Genomic DNA, 18,289 nt, shown 5'->3' with positions numbered 1-18,289 from the left:
GGTCACTAGTGTCCACTTAAAATAAGCTGAAAACCAGCTGGTTAATATTTTGTTCATTGACATTATTGTAATCTGATTTCATAAGTAATTCATTTATAGATGTTTTATCGAGTAATGATGCAGATAAAATTTGTAGAATTTCGTAAGTAGAACGATTGATTTTTAAATCTTTCGAGATTATAGAAACTAAACAGTAAGTTATAATTGCTACATTAATTTGGATCCGAACAGCATTTTCTGTTGTTCCCCAAAAGGTCTTAACTTTTAGGTGTTGTTTTATCCATTTAAAGAACAATTCAACTTGCCATCTTTGTTTGTAAAGTAATGCGATATCTTCAGCGGATAGTTCAAAATTATTTGTCAAAAAGATCAACGTCTTTTTATTTTCACAATCGAAAAATTTAATTTTTCGTATCTTTTCTGGGTAATCTTTCGAAGTATAAAAACCTTCTATTTTTCCAATTTGGTCATATTTAATTCCTGTTGTTTTGTCAACTTTTTGAGAATACATTCTTTTGAATTTTACATTAGATTTTGCTCTAACTACAAAGTAAGCATTAGCTTTTGTAATGCGAAAAAGTCGTTCATAATCAACATACGCTCGGTCAAAAATGTAATAAGCAAATGGCTCATAATCTATAACATCCATTGCGTTAACATCGTGCACATTTGCCTCTGTAATATGAATAAATACAGGTATCTGTGTGCTAACATCAAAAAGAGTGTGCAACTTTATTCCAGCTTTGGTTTTTCGGAAATGAGCCCAACAAAACACGCTCAAACATAGATCTATTGTTGAAGAGTCAAAGGCATAAATATTACCTTTAATTTCAAAAGTATCATTGCTGTTTTTATCTTGAGCAATTAATATTAAATGATTAGCAAACTCCTCAAATATTTTAAAATTGCGATTTTCATTAGCCTTGGATAAATTGCTACGAGTCACGTTTTTGCCAAATCCTAAATGATATGATTTTGATTGATGTGCTTCTATAACAATTATCAAATCTCTTAAACTTTCTCTAGCTGAAAGTTGACCAAAAATCATACATAATAATTGATTCCAACAAGTAAAATGTTTGACCGATTTATTGCCTAAATATTTAGCAGCTAACCTATCAAAAACACGCTGTGGTAGAAATTCAACCAATTGAGAGAAAACATATTTACCCTGATTCATATTCGTAATGTTGAATTACGAACATAATAATCATTTCAAATCGTCACGCTCAAATATGACTCTTAAAATACAGATTTACAATAATTTCAAAGAACTTATTTTATTTTTTAGTGGACACTAGTGATTGTAGGTTATTAATTATATATGTAATAACATGTTGTTATATAGTAGTTTCGTGAAAATATTTTTTTAAAGAATGTTTTTTAAAACTAAATATAATCTTTATATTTGGTATGCTAAACTGGTTATCCAGTTTGGCATGCCATTATTCTTACTAATTTTAAAATTTATATTATGAAAAAAAAATTACTTTTATTAGCCGCTTTGGCTTTTGGCTCATTTAGCTCTTTTGGGCAAGTAATCATGTATGAGCCGTTTAATTATGCTCTTACTGATCCTGTTTATCCTACTGCTCCTGCAGCAAATCAATTAATAGGGAAAACATTAACTGGCGTAGGGACATGGCAAGCTGCATCATCAACTAATGCTAATTTTAATGATTGGATTGAAGCTCAAACTATGTCAATTACAGGAATGCCTGCTCCTGTCGGTAATTCTTTTATTTGGAAAGGAGCTAGTAATAAGCCGCTTATTGTTTGGCCTACTTCTCAAACTTCAGGTAAAATATATTACTCATTGATTATTAGAGTAGTCGGTTGGGCATCAACTCAAGCTCCTGATGCATATGGAAAGCAAATGGTCTCTTTGGCAGGTGATATTCCAACAGGTACTAATCCGTCAGTTAAATATCTTGCAGCTTTATGTGTTAAAGGAAATCAAAGTACAGCTGGAGCGACTAGTTACCATTTTGGATTAAGCAATAGTCATATTTCAAGTACTTCGGTAGTAGGTACAAACGTAGTTTGGACTGCAGGTACGTTTGCTTTTGATGTACCACATTTAGTAGTGTTAAGTTATGATATAGCTACAGGTAAATCTGATTTATATATTGATCCAACTGTGAGTGCTACAGAACCTACAAGTCCTTCGTTAACATTGACTGATGGTACTGTAACATCTGTTGGTGGATTTTATATAAGACAAGATAGTAATGCAGCAACTCCTCCTACAGGAATTGATGAAATAAGAGTAACAAAAACATGGGCTGAAGCTGTAGGTAAGGTTCCTTTAAGCGTAGCTAAAAACGACATCGAAGGATTAAAAGTTTATCCTAACCCTGTTACTGATGGAAAATTATTAATTAGTTCAGCTAGTAGTGATGTAAAACTAGTTACATTTTACAATGTACTTGGTTCTCAAGTTTTAGAAAAAGAAGTAACTTCTGGATTGTTAGATGTATCTAGTCTTCCTAAAGGAGTATATGTTTTGAAAATTACCGAAGCTGGAAAAACAAGTACAAGAAAAGTAGTTATTGACTAAGGGTTGGTACTGATTTTTTTAGAAATAAAACAAAAAGATCGTCTCCTTGAGACGGTCTTTTTTGTATTATAGAGCATTGTTTTAAGTTTTTGACTTTGTCCCTTTTTATATGAAACATTTCCTTAAATTTGCGTACTTTATGGAAAATAGATACTAGAGTTATAAAAATCAAACTATGTTACAAATTGCATTTATTAGAGAGAATCAGGAGAAAGTAATCCAAGCTTTGGCAAAAAGAAATATGGATGCCAAAACTGTGGTGGAAGCGGTAATACAATTAGACGAAAAACGTCGTGCTTCCCAAGTTGAAATGGACAATGTTTTAGCTGAATCTAATAAATTATCCAAGGACATAGGGGGATTGATGAAAAATGGCGAAAAAGCGAAAGCAGCCGTTTTAAAAGAAAAAACAGTATCACTTAAAGAGAAAAGTAAGGAATTAGCAGAAGTTGTTGAATCTTTGGCTAATGAACTTACAGAGAAATTATATACGTTACCCAATCTTCCAGCTGACATTGTTCCAGAAGGAAAAACACCCGAAGAAAACCTAAATATTTTTGAAGCTGGTGAAGTTCCTGTTCTGCACGAAGGAGCACAACCACACTGGGAATTGGTTAAAAAATACGACATCATTGATTTTGAATTAGGAAACAAAATCACAGGAGCAGGTTTTCCTGTTTATAAAGGAAAAGGGGCTCGTTTGCAACGTGCTCTAATCAATTATTTCTTGGATAAAAATACCGCTGCGGGTTACAATGAAGTGCAAGTGCCTCATTTTGTAAATGAAGCGTCAGCTTATGGAACGGGGCAATTGCCTGACAAAGAAGGGCAAATGTACCATGATGCAACGGATAATTTATATTTGATTCCAACGGCAGAGGTTCCTGTAACCAATTTGTTCAGAGATGTAATTTTAAACGAAAATGAGCTACCTATATTGACTACAGCTTATACCCCTTGTTTTCGTCGGGAAGCGGGTTCTTATGGAGCTCATGTACGTGGATTGAATCGTTTGCATCAATTTGATAAAGTCGAAATTGTACGTGTAGAACATCCAGAGAAATCATACGAAGCGCTAGATGGAATGGTTGAACACGTGAAAGATATCTTGAATGAATTGAAATTGCCATACAGAATATTACGTTTATGTGGTGGTGATATGGGATTCACTTCGGCACTGACTTATGATTTTGAGGTATTTTCAACAGCGCAAGATCGTTGGTTGGAAATTTCATCAGTGTCTAATTTTGAAACCTTTCAAGCAAATCGTTTGAAATTGCGTTTCAAAGACAAAGATGGTAAAAACCAATTAGCACATACGCTAAATGGAAGTGCATTGGCTTTGCCAAGAGTTCTTGCAGGAATACTTGAAAATTATCAAACACCAGAAGGAATCGTTATTCCAGAAGTATTGCGTTCGTACTGTGGATTTGATATTATAAATTAAATTTTATAAAAATTTAAAATAGAGTAACCATTAAGAAATTAAGAGTCATTAAGCTTAATAGCCTTAATTTCTTAATGGTTTATTTTTTGTCAATTAAATGTTTTAATTGCAAAATTGTCTTTGATTAAAAAACTGAAATATGAAAAACATTTTTATCTATATTGTTTTATTATCATCAGTTTTTGTGTTTTCACAAAACGAGCAATTAGCACAGTACTACTACGACAAAGGCGATTTTGAAAAAGCCAAAATCAGTTATCAAGAGTTACTAGAAAGCGTTCCTCAAAACCAACAATATTTTCTCCGTACCATAGATTGTTACCAACAATTACAACAATTTGAAGTTGCTGAAAAAGCAATATCCAATCGATTATCACAATACAAACAAGCCAATTTATTGGTTGAATTAGGGTATAACTTTCAATTACAGAAAAACGATCTCAAAGCCAAAGACTATTACAATCAGGCGATTGATAAAATTAACTTGAATCCGTATGAAGTCTATGCTGTTGCGCAGTCTTTTGAAAAAAAAGTATTGCTAGAAGAGGCTTTGAAAGCGTATGAAATTGCGGAGTTAAAGATGCCTAATCTAAATTTTAATTATCAAAAAGGATTGCTTTACGGTCAATTAGGGAATATGGAAAAGATGATTGAAACTTTTCTAGACGAAGCCTATAAAACCCCTCAAAATTCTATTTTAATCCAAAATCAAATGTCGCGTTTCATGACTGATGAAGCGGATACTAATTTTGGTGATTTATTGCGAAAAGCTTTAGTTATACGAGTGCAAAAAAGTCAAGATCTTTTTTGGAATCACTATTTGAGTTGGTATTATGTACAACAAAAGGAATTTTCAAAAGCATTTATTCAAGAAAAATCCATCTATAAGCGTAACCCAGAATCATTATCTAACATTGTCAATTTAGCACAATTGAGCATTGAAGAAGAAGATTCGGAAACAGCAAAGACGATATTAGATTTTGTTTTAGAAAACACCAAAGATTTGGAATTACTACTACAGGCCAATTCCTATTTGATGAAAATGAAAATTGAAAAAGCGTTGCCAAAAGACTATCCACTGATTTATGCTGAAATGGATGCTTTGCTCAAACAATATGAAATCAGTCCATTTAGTTTATCTTTGCAGCTGATTCAAGCGCATTTTGTGGCTTTTAATTTGAAAAAACCAGAGGAAGCTAAAACGATTGTTAAAAAGGCACTCGATTTGCCTTTAAACATTTACCAGCAAGCACAAGTCAAAATGGAATTGGCGGATATTTTGCTTTTCGAAGAAAAATTCAATCAAGCTTTGTTGTATTATTCTCAAATAGAGTTGGATTTAAAAAATGATGCGGTAGCACATGAAGCTAGTTTGAAAGCGGCCAAAACCAGTTATTTTAAAGCTGATTTTCCATGGGCTTTAAAACAGTTTAAAGAATTGAAATCGGCCAGTACGCAATTGATTGCTAATGATGCTTTAGAATATTTTCTGTTGATCAACGACAATACAGTAGCTGATTCAACTCAAATGGCTTTAAAAGAATTTGCCAAAGGGGATTATTTGTTGTATCAAAATAGAAATGAGGAAGCGATTAAACAGTTTCAATCTATTTTAAAGAAATACAAAGGTCAGGAAATTGAAGCTGTAACTTTGTTGCGCTTGGGAAAAGTATATGAAAAGTTAGGTGATTTTACTTTGGCGTTAAGCCAATATCAAGCGATAATCACTGAACATAATGACGGAATTTATATTGATGAAGCTTTGTATTTTTCGGCTGAGATTTATAATAAAAAATTAAAAACGCCCGAGATGGCAAAACCCTTATACGAGAAGATACTCTTTAATCATGAAGACAGTATTTATTTTGTAGAAGCGCGAAAAAGTTTTAGAGAACTTAGAGGAGATAAGAATTTGTAAATAAGGTTAATCGGTTAATTGTTTAGAGTTTAATCGTTTAAGAAAAGGTTTAATGGGTTAATTGTTTAGAGTTTAATCGTTTAATAAAAAGTTTAATGAGTTAACCAGTTAACCGATTAATCAAATAACCGATTAACCAATTACCCAAAAAAAGAAAACATGATAATATACAACGTAACTACCAATATACACGAAAGCGTACACGACCAATGGATGATTTGGATGCAGCACAAGCACATTCCAGAAATGATTGCAACTGGAAAGTTTGTTTCAGCTAGATTAGTGCGTGTTTTGGTTGAGGAAGAAATGGGAGGAGTGACCTATTCCACACAATACACTACAGATAGTAAAGAAACTTTGGAACTTTATTACCTTGAAGATGCGCCTGCTTTACAAGCCGAAGGACAAAAACTCTTTGGAGAGAAAATGTTGACCTTCCGCACAGAGTTACAAGTGGTTTCGGAACATTAATTTTAGTGGTTAGTTACAGTTTGCAGTACTCAGTCAGGAAAGCAAAAGGTTAACACAATTGTTCATTAATTAGAAAAGTTAAATAAAATATAGTACACAAATTCCAACTGCCGAAGGCAGATTCGTGAAATTTTCAATGAACAGTTTTCGTGTAAATTAGTGAAATTCGTGTAAAAACGAAGATGCGCTAATAATCAATCAAGCAAAAATCTTAGTGAACCTCGTGCCTACTTTGAGTCTTTGCGGTTAAATAAAAAAAATGGAAAAAGTAAAAGCAAAAAAACACCTCGGGCAGCATTTCTTGAAAGATGAAAGCATCGCCAAAGATATCGCTGACACGCTGAATTTAGAAGGCTACGAGGATGTGCTAGAGATAGGGCCGGGAATGGGAGTGCTTACGAAGTATTTGTTGGAAAAACCAGTGAATACGTATGTGGTCGAAATTGATACAGAATCCGTAGACTATTTGGGAGTTAACTATCCGAAGTTGGAAGGGAAAATCATTTCTAAGGATTTCTTAAAATATGATATTAATGAAATTTTCGCTGGTAAGCAATTCGCTATTGTTGGGAATTTCCCCTATAACATCTCGACTCAAATTGTTTTTCGAATGTTGGAATACAAAGAGCAAATTCCAGAGTTTGCAGGGATGTTTCAAAAAGAAGTAGCTGAGCGTATTTGCGAGAAAAAAGGAAGTAAGACTTACGGAATTTTATCTGTTTTGGCACAAGCGTTTTATGATGCTGAATATTTGTTTACTGTGGATGAAAATGTATTCAATCCGCCGCCAAAAGTAAAATCAGGTGTTTTGCGTTTGCGTCGAAAAGCAGATTTCAGTTTGCCATGTGGTGAAAAATTATTTTTCACTGTGGTAAAGACCGCTTTTCAACAACGTAGAAAGACTTTGCGCAACAGTTTAAAAACCTTAAATTTGTCCGACAAATTGCGTGAAGAGGAGGTTTTTAATCTTCGTCCTGAACAATTGAGCGTAGAACAGTTTATCGAACTTACTCAAAAAATAGAAGCCGATGGAATTTAAAATCAGTAAAGAATTAATACACGAACTAGAGCAGCACATTGTCAATAAAAACGATAGGGAACTTGAAGTTTTATTGAATGATATGCACCATGCTGATATAGCGGAGGTATTAGACGAACTTGATTTTGATGAGGCAACCTATATTTTTAAGGTATTAGATTCGGAGAAAACGGCAGAGATTCTTCTAGAACTAGAAGATGATTTACGTGAAAATATATTAAGCCGCCTTTCGGCAAAAGAGATTGCTGAGGAGCTAGATGAGTTAAATACCGATGATGCTGCGGATATTATCGCAGAGCTTTCTCAATCCAAAAAAGAAGAGGTAATCTCAGAATTAGAGGATATTGAGCACGCCAAGGATATTATCGACTTGTTGCGTTACGATGAAGATACGGCAGGTGGATTGATGGGGAAAGAGCTTGTGAAGGTGAATGAAAACTGGAATGTTCTTACCTGTGTTAAAGAAATGCGTGCCCAAGCCGAAAATGTTTCAAGAGTACATTCCATATATGTGGTAGATGACGAAAATAGATTGAAAGGACGTTTGTCTCTCAAAGATTTATTGACTACTTCAACCAAGGCTCAGATATCTGAGATTTATATCAAAAACGTGACCTCAGTAAGTGTAGATGCCGAAGATGTTGAGGTGGCGAGAATCATGCAAAAATACGACTTAGAGGCCATTCCAGTAGTGGATGCTATGGGGCGCTTAGTAGGACGAATTACTATTGATGATATTATTGATGTAATCCGTGAGGAAGCCGACAAAGATTACCAGTTGGCTGCGGGTATCTCCCAAGACGTTGAGGCCGATGATAGTATTCTAGAGTTGACCAAAGCACGTTTGCCTTGGTTGGTTTTAGCGCTTTTAGGAGGATTTATTACCGTGAGAGTTTTGGGCCTTTTTGAAGGTGCTATGGCTGAGCACGGAAAGTTATTTTTCTTTACACCGCTAATTGCCGCGATGGCAGGAAATGTTGGTGTACAATCTTCTGCGATTATCGTTCAAGGTTTGGCAAATGATACCTTGAGTGGTTCGTTATTCAACCGATTGATAAAAGAAATTTCCTTGAGTTTGTTAAACGGTTCCATCTTGGCAGCGATTTTATTTTTGGGAAGTTTTTTTATATTAGACGAACCTGTGATTATCGGTTTTGTTATTTGTTGTGCATTGATTTCAGTAATTATTATAGCCTCATTGATAGGAACATTTATTCCGTTGTTGTTAGATAAATTCGGAATTGATCCCGCTTTGGCAACAGGTCCTTTCATTACAACAAGCAATGATATTTGCGGGATTTTAATTTATTTCTCCATTGCTAAAATGATCTTAGGATTTTAATTAAAAAAAGTTTAAACACATAGGAACATAGGTAAAAAGGAGTTCATAGACCAATACATTGGTTCACAAAGCTATGATTTGCTATAAAAAGTAAAACGCCTATAGCACTTTTCAAAAGCTATGTCTCTATGTGTTTTAAAAAAGAATACGTTTTATATTTAATAGATAAACCATGAAAATACACATTATAGGAGGAGGAAACCTAGGCGTATCAGTAGCAGTAGGAATCGCTAAATTTACCCAAAACAACCAAGTTACTGTTACTAGACGAAACGTGGCTAATATCAAACATCTTGAAGGTTTAGGAATCACCGTTTCTTCGGATAACAAACATGATATTCAAGAAGCTGATATCATTGTTTTAACCATCAAACCGTATCAAGTGGATACTGTTTTGGCCGAAATTCTTCCTGTAATTTCTAATAAAACTATTGCTTCTGCTGTAAGTGGATTGTCTATTGAAGCCTTGCAAAACAAAATAGGAAAAGACCATCAAGCCATCCGAATCATGCCAAATATTGCGGCACAATTTGGAGCTTCGGCAACTTGTATTTCTTACCAAGAAGAAAATGCTGCTTACGGGCAGAAAGTAGTTACTTTATTCGAAGGATTAGGTACTGCTCCAGTAATCGACGAAAAGTTGATGGATGCTGCTACAGTTTTAGCTGCAAGCGGAACTGCCTTCGCTTTGCGTTATATGCGTGCTTCAATGCAAGCGGGAATCGAAATTGGTTTTGACTGGAAAACGGCTTTGGCTATCTCGGCCCAAACCGTTAAAGGTGCAGCCGAAATGTTAATGGAAGAACAGATTCATCCAGAACAACTAATCGACCGTGTTACCACACCACAAGGATGTACGATTGCTGGATTAAGCGAAATGGAATCTCACGGTTTTAGTTCTTCATTAATCCGTGGAATCAAAGCAGCTTTGAAAAAAATTAAAGGGAACTAAGTTGCTATAAACACAAAGGTTCTTAAACAGATAAGTCATATAAGTTTTTTAAATCATTTAAGAGATTTAAGAACATCTAAGTTGCCATACTTGTAATCTATTTTTTTCTAGATACTATATTGAAAAAATATCAAATGAAAACCTTGTGCCCTTAGTGCCTTCTTAGTGGGTTTAGTGTTTAAATAATTTACACAATGAATGAAATAAAGATTCTCCATATAGACAGCAATAATCCCATCATGATGGAGCAATTGCAAGCGGCAGGTTTTACCAACCACGAAGATTTCAAATCTTCAAAGGAGGAAATCGAAGCCAAGATTCAGGATTATCAAGGTATTGTTATTCGCAGTCGTTTTAAGATTGATAAAAGCTTTCTTGATAAAGCGACTAATTTGCAATTTATAGCTAGAGTAGGAGCAGGATTAGAAAGTATTGATTGCGAATATGCCGAGTCTAAAAATATCACCCTGATTGCTGCTCCCGAAGGAAATCGGAATGCGGTAGGCGAACATACCTTAGGAATGATTTTGTCGCTTTTTAACAACCTGAATCAAGCCGACAGAGAAATCCGTTCTGGACAATGGAATCGTGAATCCAACCGCGGTCATGAACTTGACGGAAAAACAGTAGGAATCATTGGTTATGGTAATATGGGAAAATCCTTTGCCAAAAAACTACTTGGTTTTGATGTTACAACACTTTGTTATGATATTAAAGAAAATGTGGGAGACGAAAATGCCAAACAGGTTTCGTTAGTGGAGTTTCAGCAAAAAGTAGATGTAGTAAGTTTGCATCTTCCATGGACGCCAGAAACCAATAAAATGGTTGATGCCGCTTTTATTGCTGCTTTTGCAAAGCCTTTTTGGATTTTGAACACCTCGAGAGGAAAAAACATCGTTACTGATGATATGGTAGCTGCCATGAAGTCTGGAAAGGTGTTAGGAGCCGGACTTGATGTTTTGGAATATGAAAAAGCATCATTCGAGACTCTATTTCAGGAAAACGAAACCCCCGAAGCTTTCCAGTATTTATTAAATGCTTCTAATGTAATCTTAAGCCCACATGTGGCAGGATGGACTTTTGAAAGTCATAAACGATTGGCTCAAGTGATTGTCGATAAGATTTTAGCGAAATATACATTTGCTTAAATACAAAGAACACTAAGAAGGCGCTAAGAACACAATATTTATCTTAACCACAAAGGGCACTAAGAAGGTACTAAGTTCACAAGGCTTTTTTTTTCTAGTTTTATGTTTTAGTAGGATGCTAGGTTTTTTTAAGTCCTTCAGCTTTTATGCACTTCTAATTCTTAAATGTTTTAAAAACAGCATTAGATAAAAACTTAAATGACTTATATGTTTATTTAAAATGATAAATGATTGTTCTAATGTTTTGACCAATTACCGTTTGTCGAGTTTTTGTCCATTCATGCTGAGGCTTTCGATAAATTTTCATAAATTTAAAGTAAGAAAACCAATAAAACACGAGTTATGGAACATTCAAAACACGAATATTGGAATCAACAGCAATCTGTTCAAGAAGATAATAAAAGATTAGCAGCAGGGATATTAGCGATATTATTAGCTCCTTTTGGAGTGCATAAATTTCTATTAGGATATAACAAAGAAGGAATTTTATGGCTCATCATAAGTGCCGTAACTTTTGGTACTTTGACAGGTTTTTTAGGGATAATTGAGGGGGTAATTTATTTAACAAAATCAGATAAGGAGTTTTATAACACCTATCAATTACATAAAAGGAAATGGTTTTAAAACAGAAAAAGTCTCGAAATTTCGAGACTTTTTCTGTTTAGATTTTATTCAGAATCTTCTTTTTCAGCTAGTTTTTGTTCTAGCTCTGCTTGGAACTCTTCCATTACGGGTTTCATCGTGCTTTCGGGGATGTCTTCAATTCTGATGTACATTAATCCATCAATGGCATTGTTAAATAAAGGATCCACATTAAAAGCGACTACTCTAGCGTTTTGTTTGATGTATTTTTTGATTAATACTGGTAATCGCAATACACCTGGCTCTAGCTCATCAATAATTTTGTCAAACTTATTTAAGTCGGCTTCTGTTTCGTTGAAAATAAAATCTTTGTCGGCATCCTTCAGTTTTACTTTATAGGCTTTTTTAGGATGAATATATTGTGCGATATATGGATCATAATAGTTTGATTTCATAAACTGAATCATCAATGATTTAGAGAAATCCGAAAACTGATTACTAATACTCACCCCGCCCATCAAGAATTTGTGTTCTGGGAAACGAAGTGTAGTATGGATAATACCTTTCCATAATAGGAACAAAGGCATTGGCTTTTGTTGGTATTCTTTGATGATAAAAGCTCTACCCATTTCGATGGTTTTGCTCATCATATCGTGTAACTCTGGCTCAAAACGAAAGAGTTCATTCAGGTAAAAACCTTCAATGCCGTGATTTTTATATATTTCAGACCCCAATCCCATACGATAAGCACCAGCAATTTTTTTAGCATCTTCGTCCCATAAAAATAGGTGGTGGTAGTATTGGTCAAATTTGTCCAAGTCAATAGATTCATTAGTTCCTTCACCTACTTCTCTAAAGGTAATTTCTCTTAAACGCCCAATTTCATGTAAGATATTCGGTATTTTATCGGCAGGAGCAAAAAAGACTTCATAGTTTTTGCTTTGTAGCATTCTGCAATTCGCAGTACGTAGTGCGGTAACTTCGGTAATGATGTTTTCTGTATTGGCTGGAGTAACAATCTCTTTTGGGCTTTTTGGTAGTTTTAAGTTAGGTGTGCTTAATAGCTTGCTTTCTTTTTCAAAAGGATTGGCAAGCATATAGGTTTTTTTTCTTAAAAACTCTGAATATGATTCAATCGTTTTGTATTCGTTTTGTTCGTTTACCGAAATTGCTTTACCGATACGAACTTTAATTACACGGTTTTTTTGGCTAAAAAGCTCTGATGGTAATTTAGCTGTTCGTAAAGTGTCGCTTATTTTAGAAAGGATATAAAAAAGGCTACTGTTTTTGGCATGGAAATAAATTGGGACAACAGGAACTTGTGCCTTTCTGATTACTTTCATAGCGCCTTCTTCCCATGGTTTGTCGACCATTAATTGGCCGTCTTTATAACTTGAAACTTCACCAGCAGGAAACATACCTAATGGTTTTTCGTCACTCAAATGACGAAGTGTTTCTTTGATTCCTATCACGCTCGATTTAGCATCCTTATGATTTTCAAAAGGATTAACGGGCATGATGTATTGTTTAAGTGGTTCTATTCTGTGTAAAAGAAAATTGGCAATAATCTTGAAATTAGGTTCTCTTTCAAGCATTAATTTTAATAATAGTATACCATCAATACCTCCAAGTGGATGGTTTGAGATAGTAATGTAGGCACCGTCTTTTGGGATTCGTTTTAAATCGTCTTCGGGAATTTCAAACTTAATTTGTAAGTCGTCTAAAACACCATTTAAAAAATCGACTTCTTTTAAATGTTTATTTCTATTATAAACTTTGTTTAAAGTCGATATTTTTAGAATTTTCATTAGTAGCCAACCTGAAAAAGTTCCTAAAATCCCGTATTTTTCAATATTGATAGCTTTTGCAACTTCTTTGGCAGTAACTAGACCCATATGTTTTTGATTTTTGAGCGAAAAACAAAGATAGAAAAAAACTCCATTATTCGACTATGAGCGTATTCAATTTTCCAGTTTTATACGCTATCCCTCTTATTTTTTAGTACTTTTGAAACAATCAAAAATTAATACTTATATGAAGATTATATCGTATAACGTCAATGGAATTCGGGCAGCTATTTCTAAAGGATTCATTGACTGGTTACAACAGGCAAATCCAGATGTGATTTGTCTACAAGAAATAAAAGCAACTCCAGAGCAAATTCCCTTGGCAGATTTTGAAGCCGCAGGCTATCCCTATCATTATTGGTATCCAGCTACCAAAAAAGGCTATAGTGGGGTTGCCGTTTTGTCAAAAATAAAACCCAATAATGTAGTTTATGGCACAGGAATTGAGCACATGGATTTCGAAGGTAGAAATCTTAGACTCGATTTTGATACGGTTTCGGTAATGAGTTTGTATTTGCCTTCAGGGACAAACAGTGAACGGTTGAGTCATAAGTTTATGTATATGGATGATTTTCAAAATTATATAAACGATTTGAAAAAAGAAATTCCAAATCTTGTAATCTGTGGTGATTATAATATTTGTCATGAGGCAATAGATATTCACGATCCAGTGCGAAATAAAAAAGTATCGGGATTTTTACCAGAAGAAAGAGCTTGGTTAGATGCTTTTCTAAAAAATGGATTTATTGATAGTTTCCGTTTTTTAAACAAAGAACCTGATAATTATACCTGGTGGACTATGCGTTTTCCATCGGCAAGATTAAACAATAAAGGCTGGCGTATTGACTATTGTTTAGTAAGTGAACCAATGAAAGACAGGATTCAAAGAGCGTTGATATTGCCTGAGGCCAAACACTCTGATCATTGTCCTATTGTAGTAGAAGTAGAATAAATTTAAAATAAATTTAAAATAAATTAATCTTTAAATATATCAATAATGATAAAAAATATTGCTGTCGGACTCTTAGTCCTGTCTCTTTCGACTTCATGTGTTTCAAAAAAAATATACACCGATTTAGAAAATAAGTACACAGACCTGAAAAAAGAAAACAGAAGTTTATCAGATGAAAATGAAGAACTTTTAAAAAGCAAAAATCAATTAGAATTAGATCGAGATGGGTTGAATGCTGAATTAAGTAAGGTAAAATCGGAGCGTGAAAAATTAAAAGCTGAATATGCTGCACTCAATGATAAATGGAATGCTCTTGATGCGTCGTATAAAGCTTTAGAAAAAAATAGTAATGAAGCCTTGCAATCTAATATGAGCAAGAACAGAGAGTTGTTGTCGCAATTGGATGCAAAGTCAAAAGCTTTAGCAATTGAACAAGAACGGTTGAATAAAAGTGCTCAGCGTTTGCAAGAGTTAGAATCTTTGATTGCTGCCAAAGAAGAAAGCATGCGTAAACTAAAAGAAACACTTTCTAAAGCACTAAATAGTTTTGAAGGAAAAGGCTTGACTGTTGAACAAAAAAACGGGAAGGTTTATGTGTCAATGGAAAACAAATTGTTATTTAATTCAGGTAGTTGGAATGTTGGTACAGAAGGGCGTAAAGCTGTTGTAGAAGTTGGAAAGGTATTAGGTGAGAATCCAGATATTTCAGTTCTTATTGAAGGTCATACTGATGATGATCCATTTGTGAGTTCAGGTTCTATTGCTAATAACTGGGATTTGTCTACAAAGAGAGCTACTTCGATTGTTAATATTTTGAGTGAAAATAGCGCTATCAATAAAAAGAATTTAACCGCTGCTGGTCGTGGAGAGTTTTCTCCTTTAGCATCCAATGCTACAGCTGAAGGAAAAGCAAAAAACCGTAGAATTGAAATAATTCTGACGCCTAGATTAGATGAGATTTCTAAGATGTTGAATGAAATAGATTAATATCAAATAGGATGTTTTAATTTTAAAGCAGTAGTAAACATTAGTTTGCTACTGCTTTTTTTATCCGTATTGCATTTGAAATCAATCCTATTGTTTACAGCTATAGCTAATGTAAACTTTTAATTAAGTTGCAAATAAAATAGTTAGAAAGTTGTCGTATTCAAACATATTAGTAATAGATTTATATCAAAAATAAAAAATTGAAAGAGAGTCATATTTTTAAGAGAGAAACCTTAGTTCAGCAAATTGAACTAGAATCTAATTGGGATGTTATCATTATTGGCGGTGGCGCTACAGGATTAGGCGTGGCGTTAGATAGTGTAACTCGAGGGTTTAAAACACTTTTATTAGAACAGGTAGATTTTGCAAAAGGCACCTCAAGTCGAAGTACCAAGTTGCTTCATGGTGGTGTGCGTTATTTGGCTCAAGGAAATATTGATTTAGTTAAAGAGGCATTACATGAGAGAGGTTTGTTGCTAAAAAATGCTCCTCATTTAGTGAGTAATCAATCATTCATAATTCCAAATTACAGTTGGTGGGACACAATTAAATATACAATAGGCCTTAAAGTATACGATGCTTTAGCGGGAAAATTGAGTTTTGGGAAATCAATCCATATTGGTAAAAAGGAAACTTTAGCCAGGTTAAGTACCATTAAAGAAGAGGGGCTAAAAGGGAGTGTGTTGTATCATGATGGGCAATTTGACGATGCTAGACTAGCTATAAATATTGCTCAAACTGCTATCGAACAGGGAGCTACTGTTTTGAATCATTTTAAAGTGAATCGGTTAATAAAGGACAGCAATGGAATGGTAATGGGAGTAGTGGCTGTTGATGAGGAGACTAAAGTTACCTATTCTTTAAACTCCAAAGTAGTGATTAATGCTACAGGAGTATTTACCGATGAAATTTTAAAAATGGATAATTCCAAATCAAAAAATATTGTACGTCCTAGTCAAGGAATTCATTTGGTTTTAGATAAATCCTTTTTGCCAGGAAAAAATGCCATTATGATTCCAAAAACGAAGGATGGTAGAGTGTTGTTTTTAGTGCCGTGGCATGATAAAGTGGTGGTAGGTACAACTGATACTTTGTTAGATAGCCACAGTTTAGAGCCAAAAGCTTTGGACAAAGAAGTGGATTTTATTATTAGTACGGCAAACCATTATCTAACCAAAAAAGTAAGTAAAACTGAAGTGTTAAGCATTTTTGCGGGCTTAAGACCTCTAGCAGCTCCTAGCGATAAGTCTGAAAAAACAAAGGAAATTTCTAGAAGTCATAAAATTATTATTTCAAAATCTGAATTGATAACAATCACAGGAGGAAAATGGACGACTTACAGACGAATGGCTCAGGATACTATAAACAAAGCCATAACAATTGGAAAGTTAAAAAAAAGTTCCTGCAAAACGAAGTCTGTAAAAATCCATGGTGCTATTGCCTCTAATGATAAAGTCCAACATTTATACATTTATGGTAGTGACCAAGAGAAAATTCAACGTTTAATCGCAGATATACCTGAATTAGGTGAAAGACTTCACGAACGATTTCCATATACAAAAGCTGAAGTTATTTGGGCGATTCGAAACGAAATGGCTCGAACAGTTGAAGATATTTTGGCAAGACGGGTTCGAACGCTGTTTTTAGACGCTCGGGCAACATTAGAAATAATTCCGATGGTTGCTGCGATGTTGGCTGAGGAATTAAACAAAGATGAATTATGGGAACAACAGCAAATTAAAGAATTTACCAATATTGCGAATCAATATGTTTTATAAGAGTGGAGAATGATTCATCTTTAATTATAATGATTAGTAAAATTAGAATTCTATGAAATTATAAGAAAAGCTTAAGGTTTGTGTTTAGACCTTTTTCAGTTTTTTAAATACTTTTGCAATTATACTTTGATACGATATAATGAAATACAATAAATTACCACATACTGCTGTAAAAGTTAGTGAAGTTTGTCTTGGAACAATGACTTTTGGTCAACAAAATACAGAAGCCGAAGGCCATGCACAGATGGATTATGCATTTGAAAAAGGGGTTAACTTTTTTGATACCGCCGAAATGTATTCGATACCTGGTCATAAAGAAACTTATGGAAGTACAGAGAAAATTATTGGAACATGGTTTAAGAATTCTGGAAAAAGAGAGAAAGTAATATTAGCTACTAAAATTGCTGGACCAAGTCCTATCTTTGGGTATATGCGTGAAAAATTAGATTTTTCGCCAGAGAGTATTCAGTATGCTTTAGATAATAGTTTGAAGCGCTTGCAAACAGATTATATTGATTTGTACCAATTGCATTGGCCTGAGCGCAAGACGAATTATTTTGGACACCGTGGATTTAAGGTTCAAGATGATTCTTGGGACGATAATATCCATCAAGTACTAGAGACTTTGGACGGATTTATTAAACAAGGAAAAATTAAGCATATTGGTGTTTCAAATGAATCTGCTTGGGGGCTTATGCGATTTTTAGAGGAAAGCAAGTACCACAATTTGCCTCGTATTTCTACGGTTCAAAATCCGTATTCATTATTGAATCGTCTTTTTGAAGGAGGTTCGGCTGAAGTGTGTCATCGTGAAGGAGTGGGGCTTTTGGCATATTCTCCATTAGCTTTTGGTGTTTTGTCAGGTAAGTTTTTAACTGGTGAAAATCATCCTAAGGCGCGTATCAAATTGTTTCCACAATATTCAAGATACAGTAGCGAACAATGTACACAAGCGACTCGTTTGTATGAAGAAATAGCAAAGAAACACGGTTTGACTTTAACTCAATTGGCATTAGCATTTGTCAATAATCAACCCTTTATGGCTAGTACTATAATTGGAGCTACTACAATGTCACAATTAAAAGAAAATATCGATGCTTTTACGATTAAACTTTCGGATGAAATTTTAGCCGAAATAGAAGGAGTACAGGCAATTTTTCCTGATCCAGCGCCGTAAATTATTTAAACACTAAGACACGAAGTAGTCGCAAAGTCCACAAAGTAATTATAGTTCTTTGTGGACTTTTTTTGGAAAACCATTTAGAT

The 18,289-nt window shown here is 34.2% G+C and carries 15 protein-coding genes; 13 read left to right on the top strand and 2 right to left on the bottom strand.

Annotated features, from left to right (window positions below):
* Positions 1-16: 16 nt before the first annotated feature.
* Entirely contained in the window at positions 17-1,180 is a 1,164-nt protein-coding gene (locus SLW70_RS03035; RefSeq protein WP_320890319.1) for an IS4 family transposase, read from the bottom strand.
* A 294-nt stretch (positions 1,181-1,474) separates the two neighbouring features.
* Between SLW70_RS03035 and SLW70_RS03030 the strand changes: the two genes are divergently transcribed.
* From SLW70_RS03030 to SLW70_RS02990, 9 genes are all read left to right on the top strand, one after another.
* Positions 1,475-2,560: a T9SS type A sorting domain-containing protein gene (locus tag SLW70_RS03030; protein WP_320890515.1), complete on the top strand. Its 1,086-nt coding sequence runs from the start codon at positions 1,475-1,477 to the stop codon at positions 2,558-2,560.
* 175 nt (positions 2,561-2,735) lie between these two features.
* Complete coding sequence (serS, locus tag SLW70_RS03025; RefSeq protein WP_320890514.1) at positions 2,736-4,007, top strand: serine--tRNA ligase; 1,272 nt, start codon at positions 2,736-2,738, stop codon at positions 4,005-4,007.
* A 139-nt stretch (positions 4,008-4,146) separates the two neighbouring features.
* Complete coding sequence (locus SLW70_RS03020; protein WP_320890513.1) at positions 4,147-5,925, top strand: tetratricopeptide repeat protein; 1,779 nt, start codon at positions 4,147-4,149, stop codon at positions 5,923-5,925.
* A gap of 159 nt (positions 5,926-6,084) precedes the next feature.
* Positions 6,085-6,396: a DUF4286 family protein gene (locus SLW70_RS03015; RefSeq protein WP_320890511.1), complete on the top strand. Its 312-nt coding sequence runs from the start codon at positions 6,085-6,087 to the stop codon at positions 6,394-6,396.
* A gap of 259 nt (positions 6,397-6,655) precedes the next feature.
* On the top strand, positions 6,656-7,435 hold the full coding sequence (gene rsmA, locus SLW70_RS03010) for a 16S rRNA (adenine(1518)-N(6)/adenine(1519)-N(6))-dimethyltransferase RsmA (protein WP_320890510.1): 780 nt from the start codon (positions 6,656-6,658) through the stop codon (positions 7,433-7,435).
* The gene (gene mgtE / locus SLW70_RS03005) at positions 7,425-8,777 is read left to right on the top strand and encodes a magnesium transporter (protein ID WP_320890509.1); all 1,353 of its coding nucleotides are present in this window, start codon (positions 7,425-7,427) and stop codon (positions 8,775-8,777) included. Before rsmA ends, mgtE begins: the two co-directional genes overlap by 11 nt.
* Positions 8,778-8,949: 172 nt before the next feature.
* Entirely contained in the window at positions 8,950-9,729 is a 780-nt protein-coding gene (gene proC / locus SLW70_RS03000; RefSeq protein ID WP_320890508.1) for a pyrroline-5-carboxylate reductase, read from the top strand.
* Between the two features lie 194 nt (positions 9,730-9,923).
* Positions 9,924-10,877 (top strand): 2-hydroxyacid dehydrogenase, encoded by a 954-nt coding sequence (locus tag SLW70_RS02995; protein WP_320890507.1) that lies wholly within the window; start codon positions 9,924-9,926, stop codon positions 10,875-10,877.
* A gap of 342 nt (positions 10,878-11,219) precedes the next feature.
* Complete coding sequence (locus SLW70_RS02990; protein ID WP_320890506.1) at positions 11,220-11,501, top strand: TM2 domain-containing protein; 282 nt, start codon at positions 11,220-11,222, stop codon at positions 11,499-11,501.
* Between the two features lie 44 nt (positions 11,502-11,545).
* Here the strand turns inward: SLW70_RS02990 and SLW70_RS02985 are convergent, their stop codons facing one another.
* Positions 11,546-13,354: a lysophospholipid acyltransferase family protein gene (locus tag SLW70_RS02985; RefSeq protein WP_320890505.1), complete on the bottom strand. Its 1,809-nt coding sequence runs from the start codon at positions 13,352-13,354 to the stop codon at positions 11,546-11,548.
* Between the two features lie 139 nt (positions 13,355-13,493).
* Between SLW70_RS02985 and SLW70_RS02980 the strand changes: the two genes are divergently transcribed.
* From SLW70_RS02980 to SLW70_RS02965, 4 genes are all read left to right on the top strand, one after another.
* The gene (locus SLW70_RS02980; protein ID WP_320890504.1) at positions 13,494-14,258 is read left to right on the top strand and encodes an exodeoxyribonuclease III; all 765 of its coding nucleotides are present in this window, start codon (positions 13,494-13,496) and stop codon (positions 14,256-14,258) included.
* A gap of 45 nt (positions 14,259-14,303) precedes the next feature.
* Positions 14,304-15,245 carry a flagellar motor protein MotB gene (locus SLW70_RS02975; RefSeq protein WP_320890503.1) on the top strand — a complete coding sequence of 314 codons (942 nt, stop codon included), beginning with the start codon at positions 14,304-14,306 and terminating at the stop codon, positions 15,243-15,245.
* Positions 15,246-15,445: 200 nt separating this feature from the next.
* The gene (locus SLW70_RS02970) at positions 15,446-17,023 is read left to right on the top strand and encodes a glycerol-3-phosphate dehydrogenase/oxidase (protein ID WP_320890502.1); all 1,578 of its coding nucleotides are present in this window, start codon (positions 15,446-15,448) and stop codon (positions 17,021-17,023) included.
* A 139-nt stretch (positions 17,024-17,162) separates the two neighbouring features.
* A complete protein-coding gene (locus SLW70_RS02965) occupies positions 17,163-18,200 on the top strand; it encodes an NADP(H)-dependent aldo-keto reductase (RefSeq protein WP_320890501.1) in 1,038 nt (345 codons plus the stop codon).
* The last annotated feature ends 89 nt before the right edge of the window (positions 18,201-18,289 follow it).

Source organism: Flavobacterium sp. NG2, assembly GCF_034119845.1.
Lineage (GTDB): Bacteria > Bacteroidota > Bacteroidia > Flavobacteriales > Flavobacteriaceae > Flavobacterium.
This window is presented reverse-complemented; position numbering and strand designations above follow the sequence as displayed.

Excerpts from the sequence above, each read along its gene's own strand:
- SLW70_RS03035 (WP_320890319.1), bottom strand. The coding sequence starts at position 1,180 with ATGAATCAGGGTAAATATGTTTTCTCTCAATTGGTTGAATTTCTACCA.
- SLW70_RS03030 (WP_320890515.1), top strand. The coding sequence starts at position 1,475 with ATGAAAAAAAAATTACTTTTATTAGCCGCTTTGGCTTTTGGCTCATTT.
- serS (WP_320890514.1), top strand. The coding sequence starts at position 2,736 with ATGTTACAAATTGCATTTATTAGAGAGAATCAGGAGAAAGTAATCCAA.
- SLW70_RS03020 (WP_320890513.1), top strand. The coding sequence starts at position 4,147 with ATGAAAAACATTTTTATCTATATTGTTTTATTATCATCAGTTTTTGTG.
- SLW70_RS03015 (WP_320890511.1), top strand. The coding sequence starts at position 6,085 with ATGATAATATACAACGTAACTACCAATATACACGAAAGCGTACACGAC.
- rsmA (WP_320890510.1), top strand. The coding sequence starts at position 6,656 with ATGGAAAAAGTAAAAGCAAAAAAACACCTCGGGCAGCATTTCTTGAAA.
- mgtE (WP_320890509.1), top strand. The coding sequence starts at position 7,425 with ATGGAATTTAAAATCAGTAAAGAATTAATACACGAACTAGAGCAGCAC.
- proC (WP_320890508.1), top strand. The coding sequence starts at position 8,950 with ATGAAAATACACATTATAGGAGGAGGAAACCTAGGCGTATCAGTAGCA.
- SLW70_RS02995 (WP_320890507.1), top strand. The coding sequence starts at position 9,924 with ATGAATGAAATAAAGATTCTCCATATAGACAGCAATAATCCCATCATG.
- SLW70_RS02990 (WP_320890506.1), top strand. The coding sequence starts at position 11,220 with ATGGAACATTCAAAACACGAATATTGGAATCAACAGCAATCTGTTCAA.
- SLW70_RS02985 (WP_320890505.1), bottom strand. The coding sequence starts at position 13,354 with ATGGGTCTAGTTACTGCCAAAGAAGTTGCAAAAGCTATCAATATTGAA.
- SLW70_RS02980 (WP_320890504.1), top strand. The coding sequence starts at position 13,494 with ATGAAGATTATATCGTATAACGTCAATGGAATTCGGGCAGCTATTTCT.
- SLW70_RS02975 (WP_320890503.1), top strand. The coding sequence starts at position 14,304 with ATGATAAAAAATATTGCTGTCGGACTCTTAGTCCTGTCTCTTTCGACT.
- SLW70_RS02965 (WP_320890501.1), top strand. The coding sequence starts at position 17,163 with ATGAAATACAATAAATTACCACATACTGCTGTAAAAGTTAGTGAAGTT.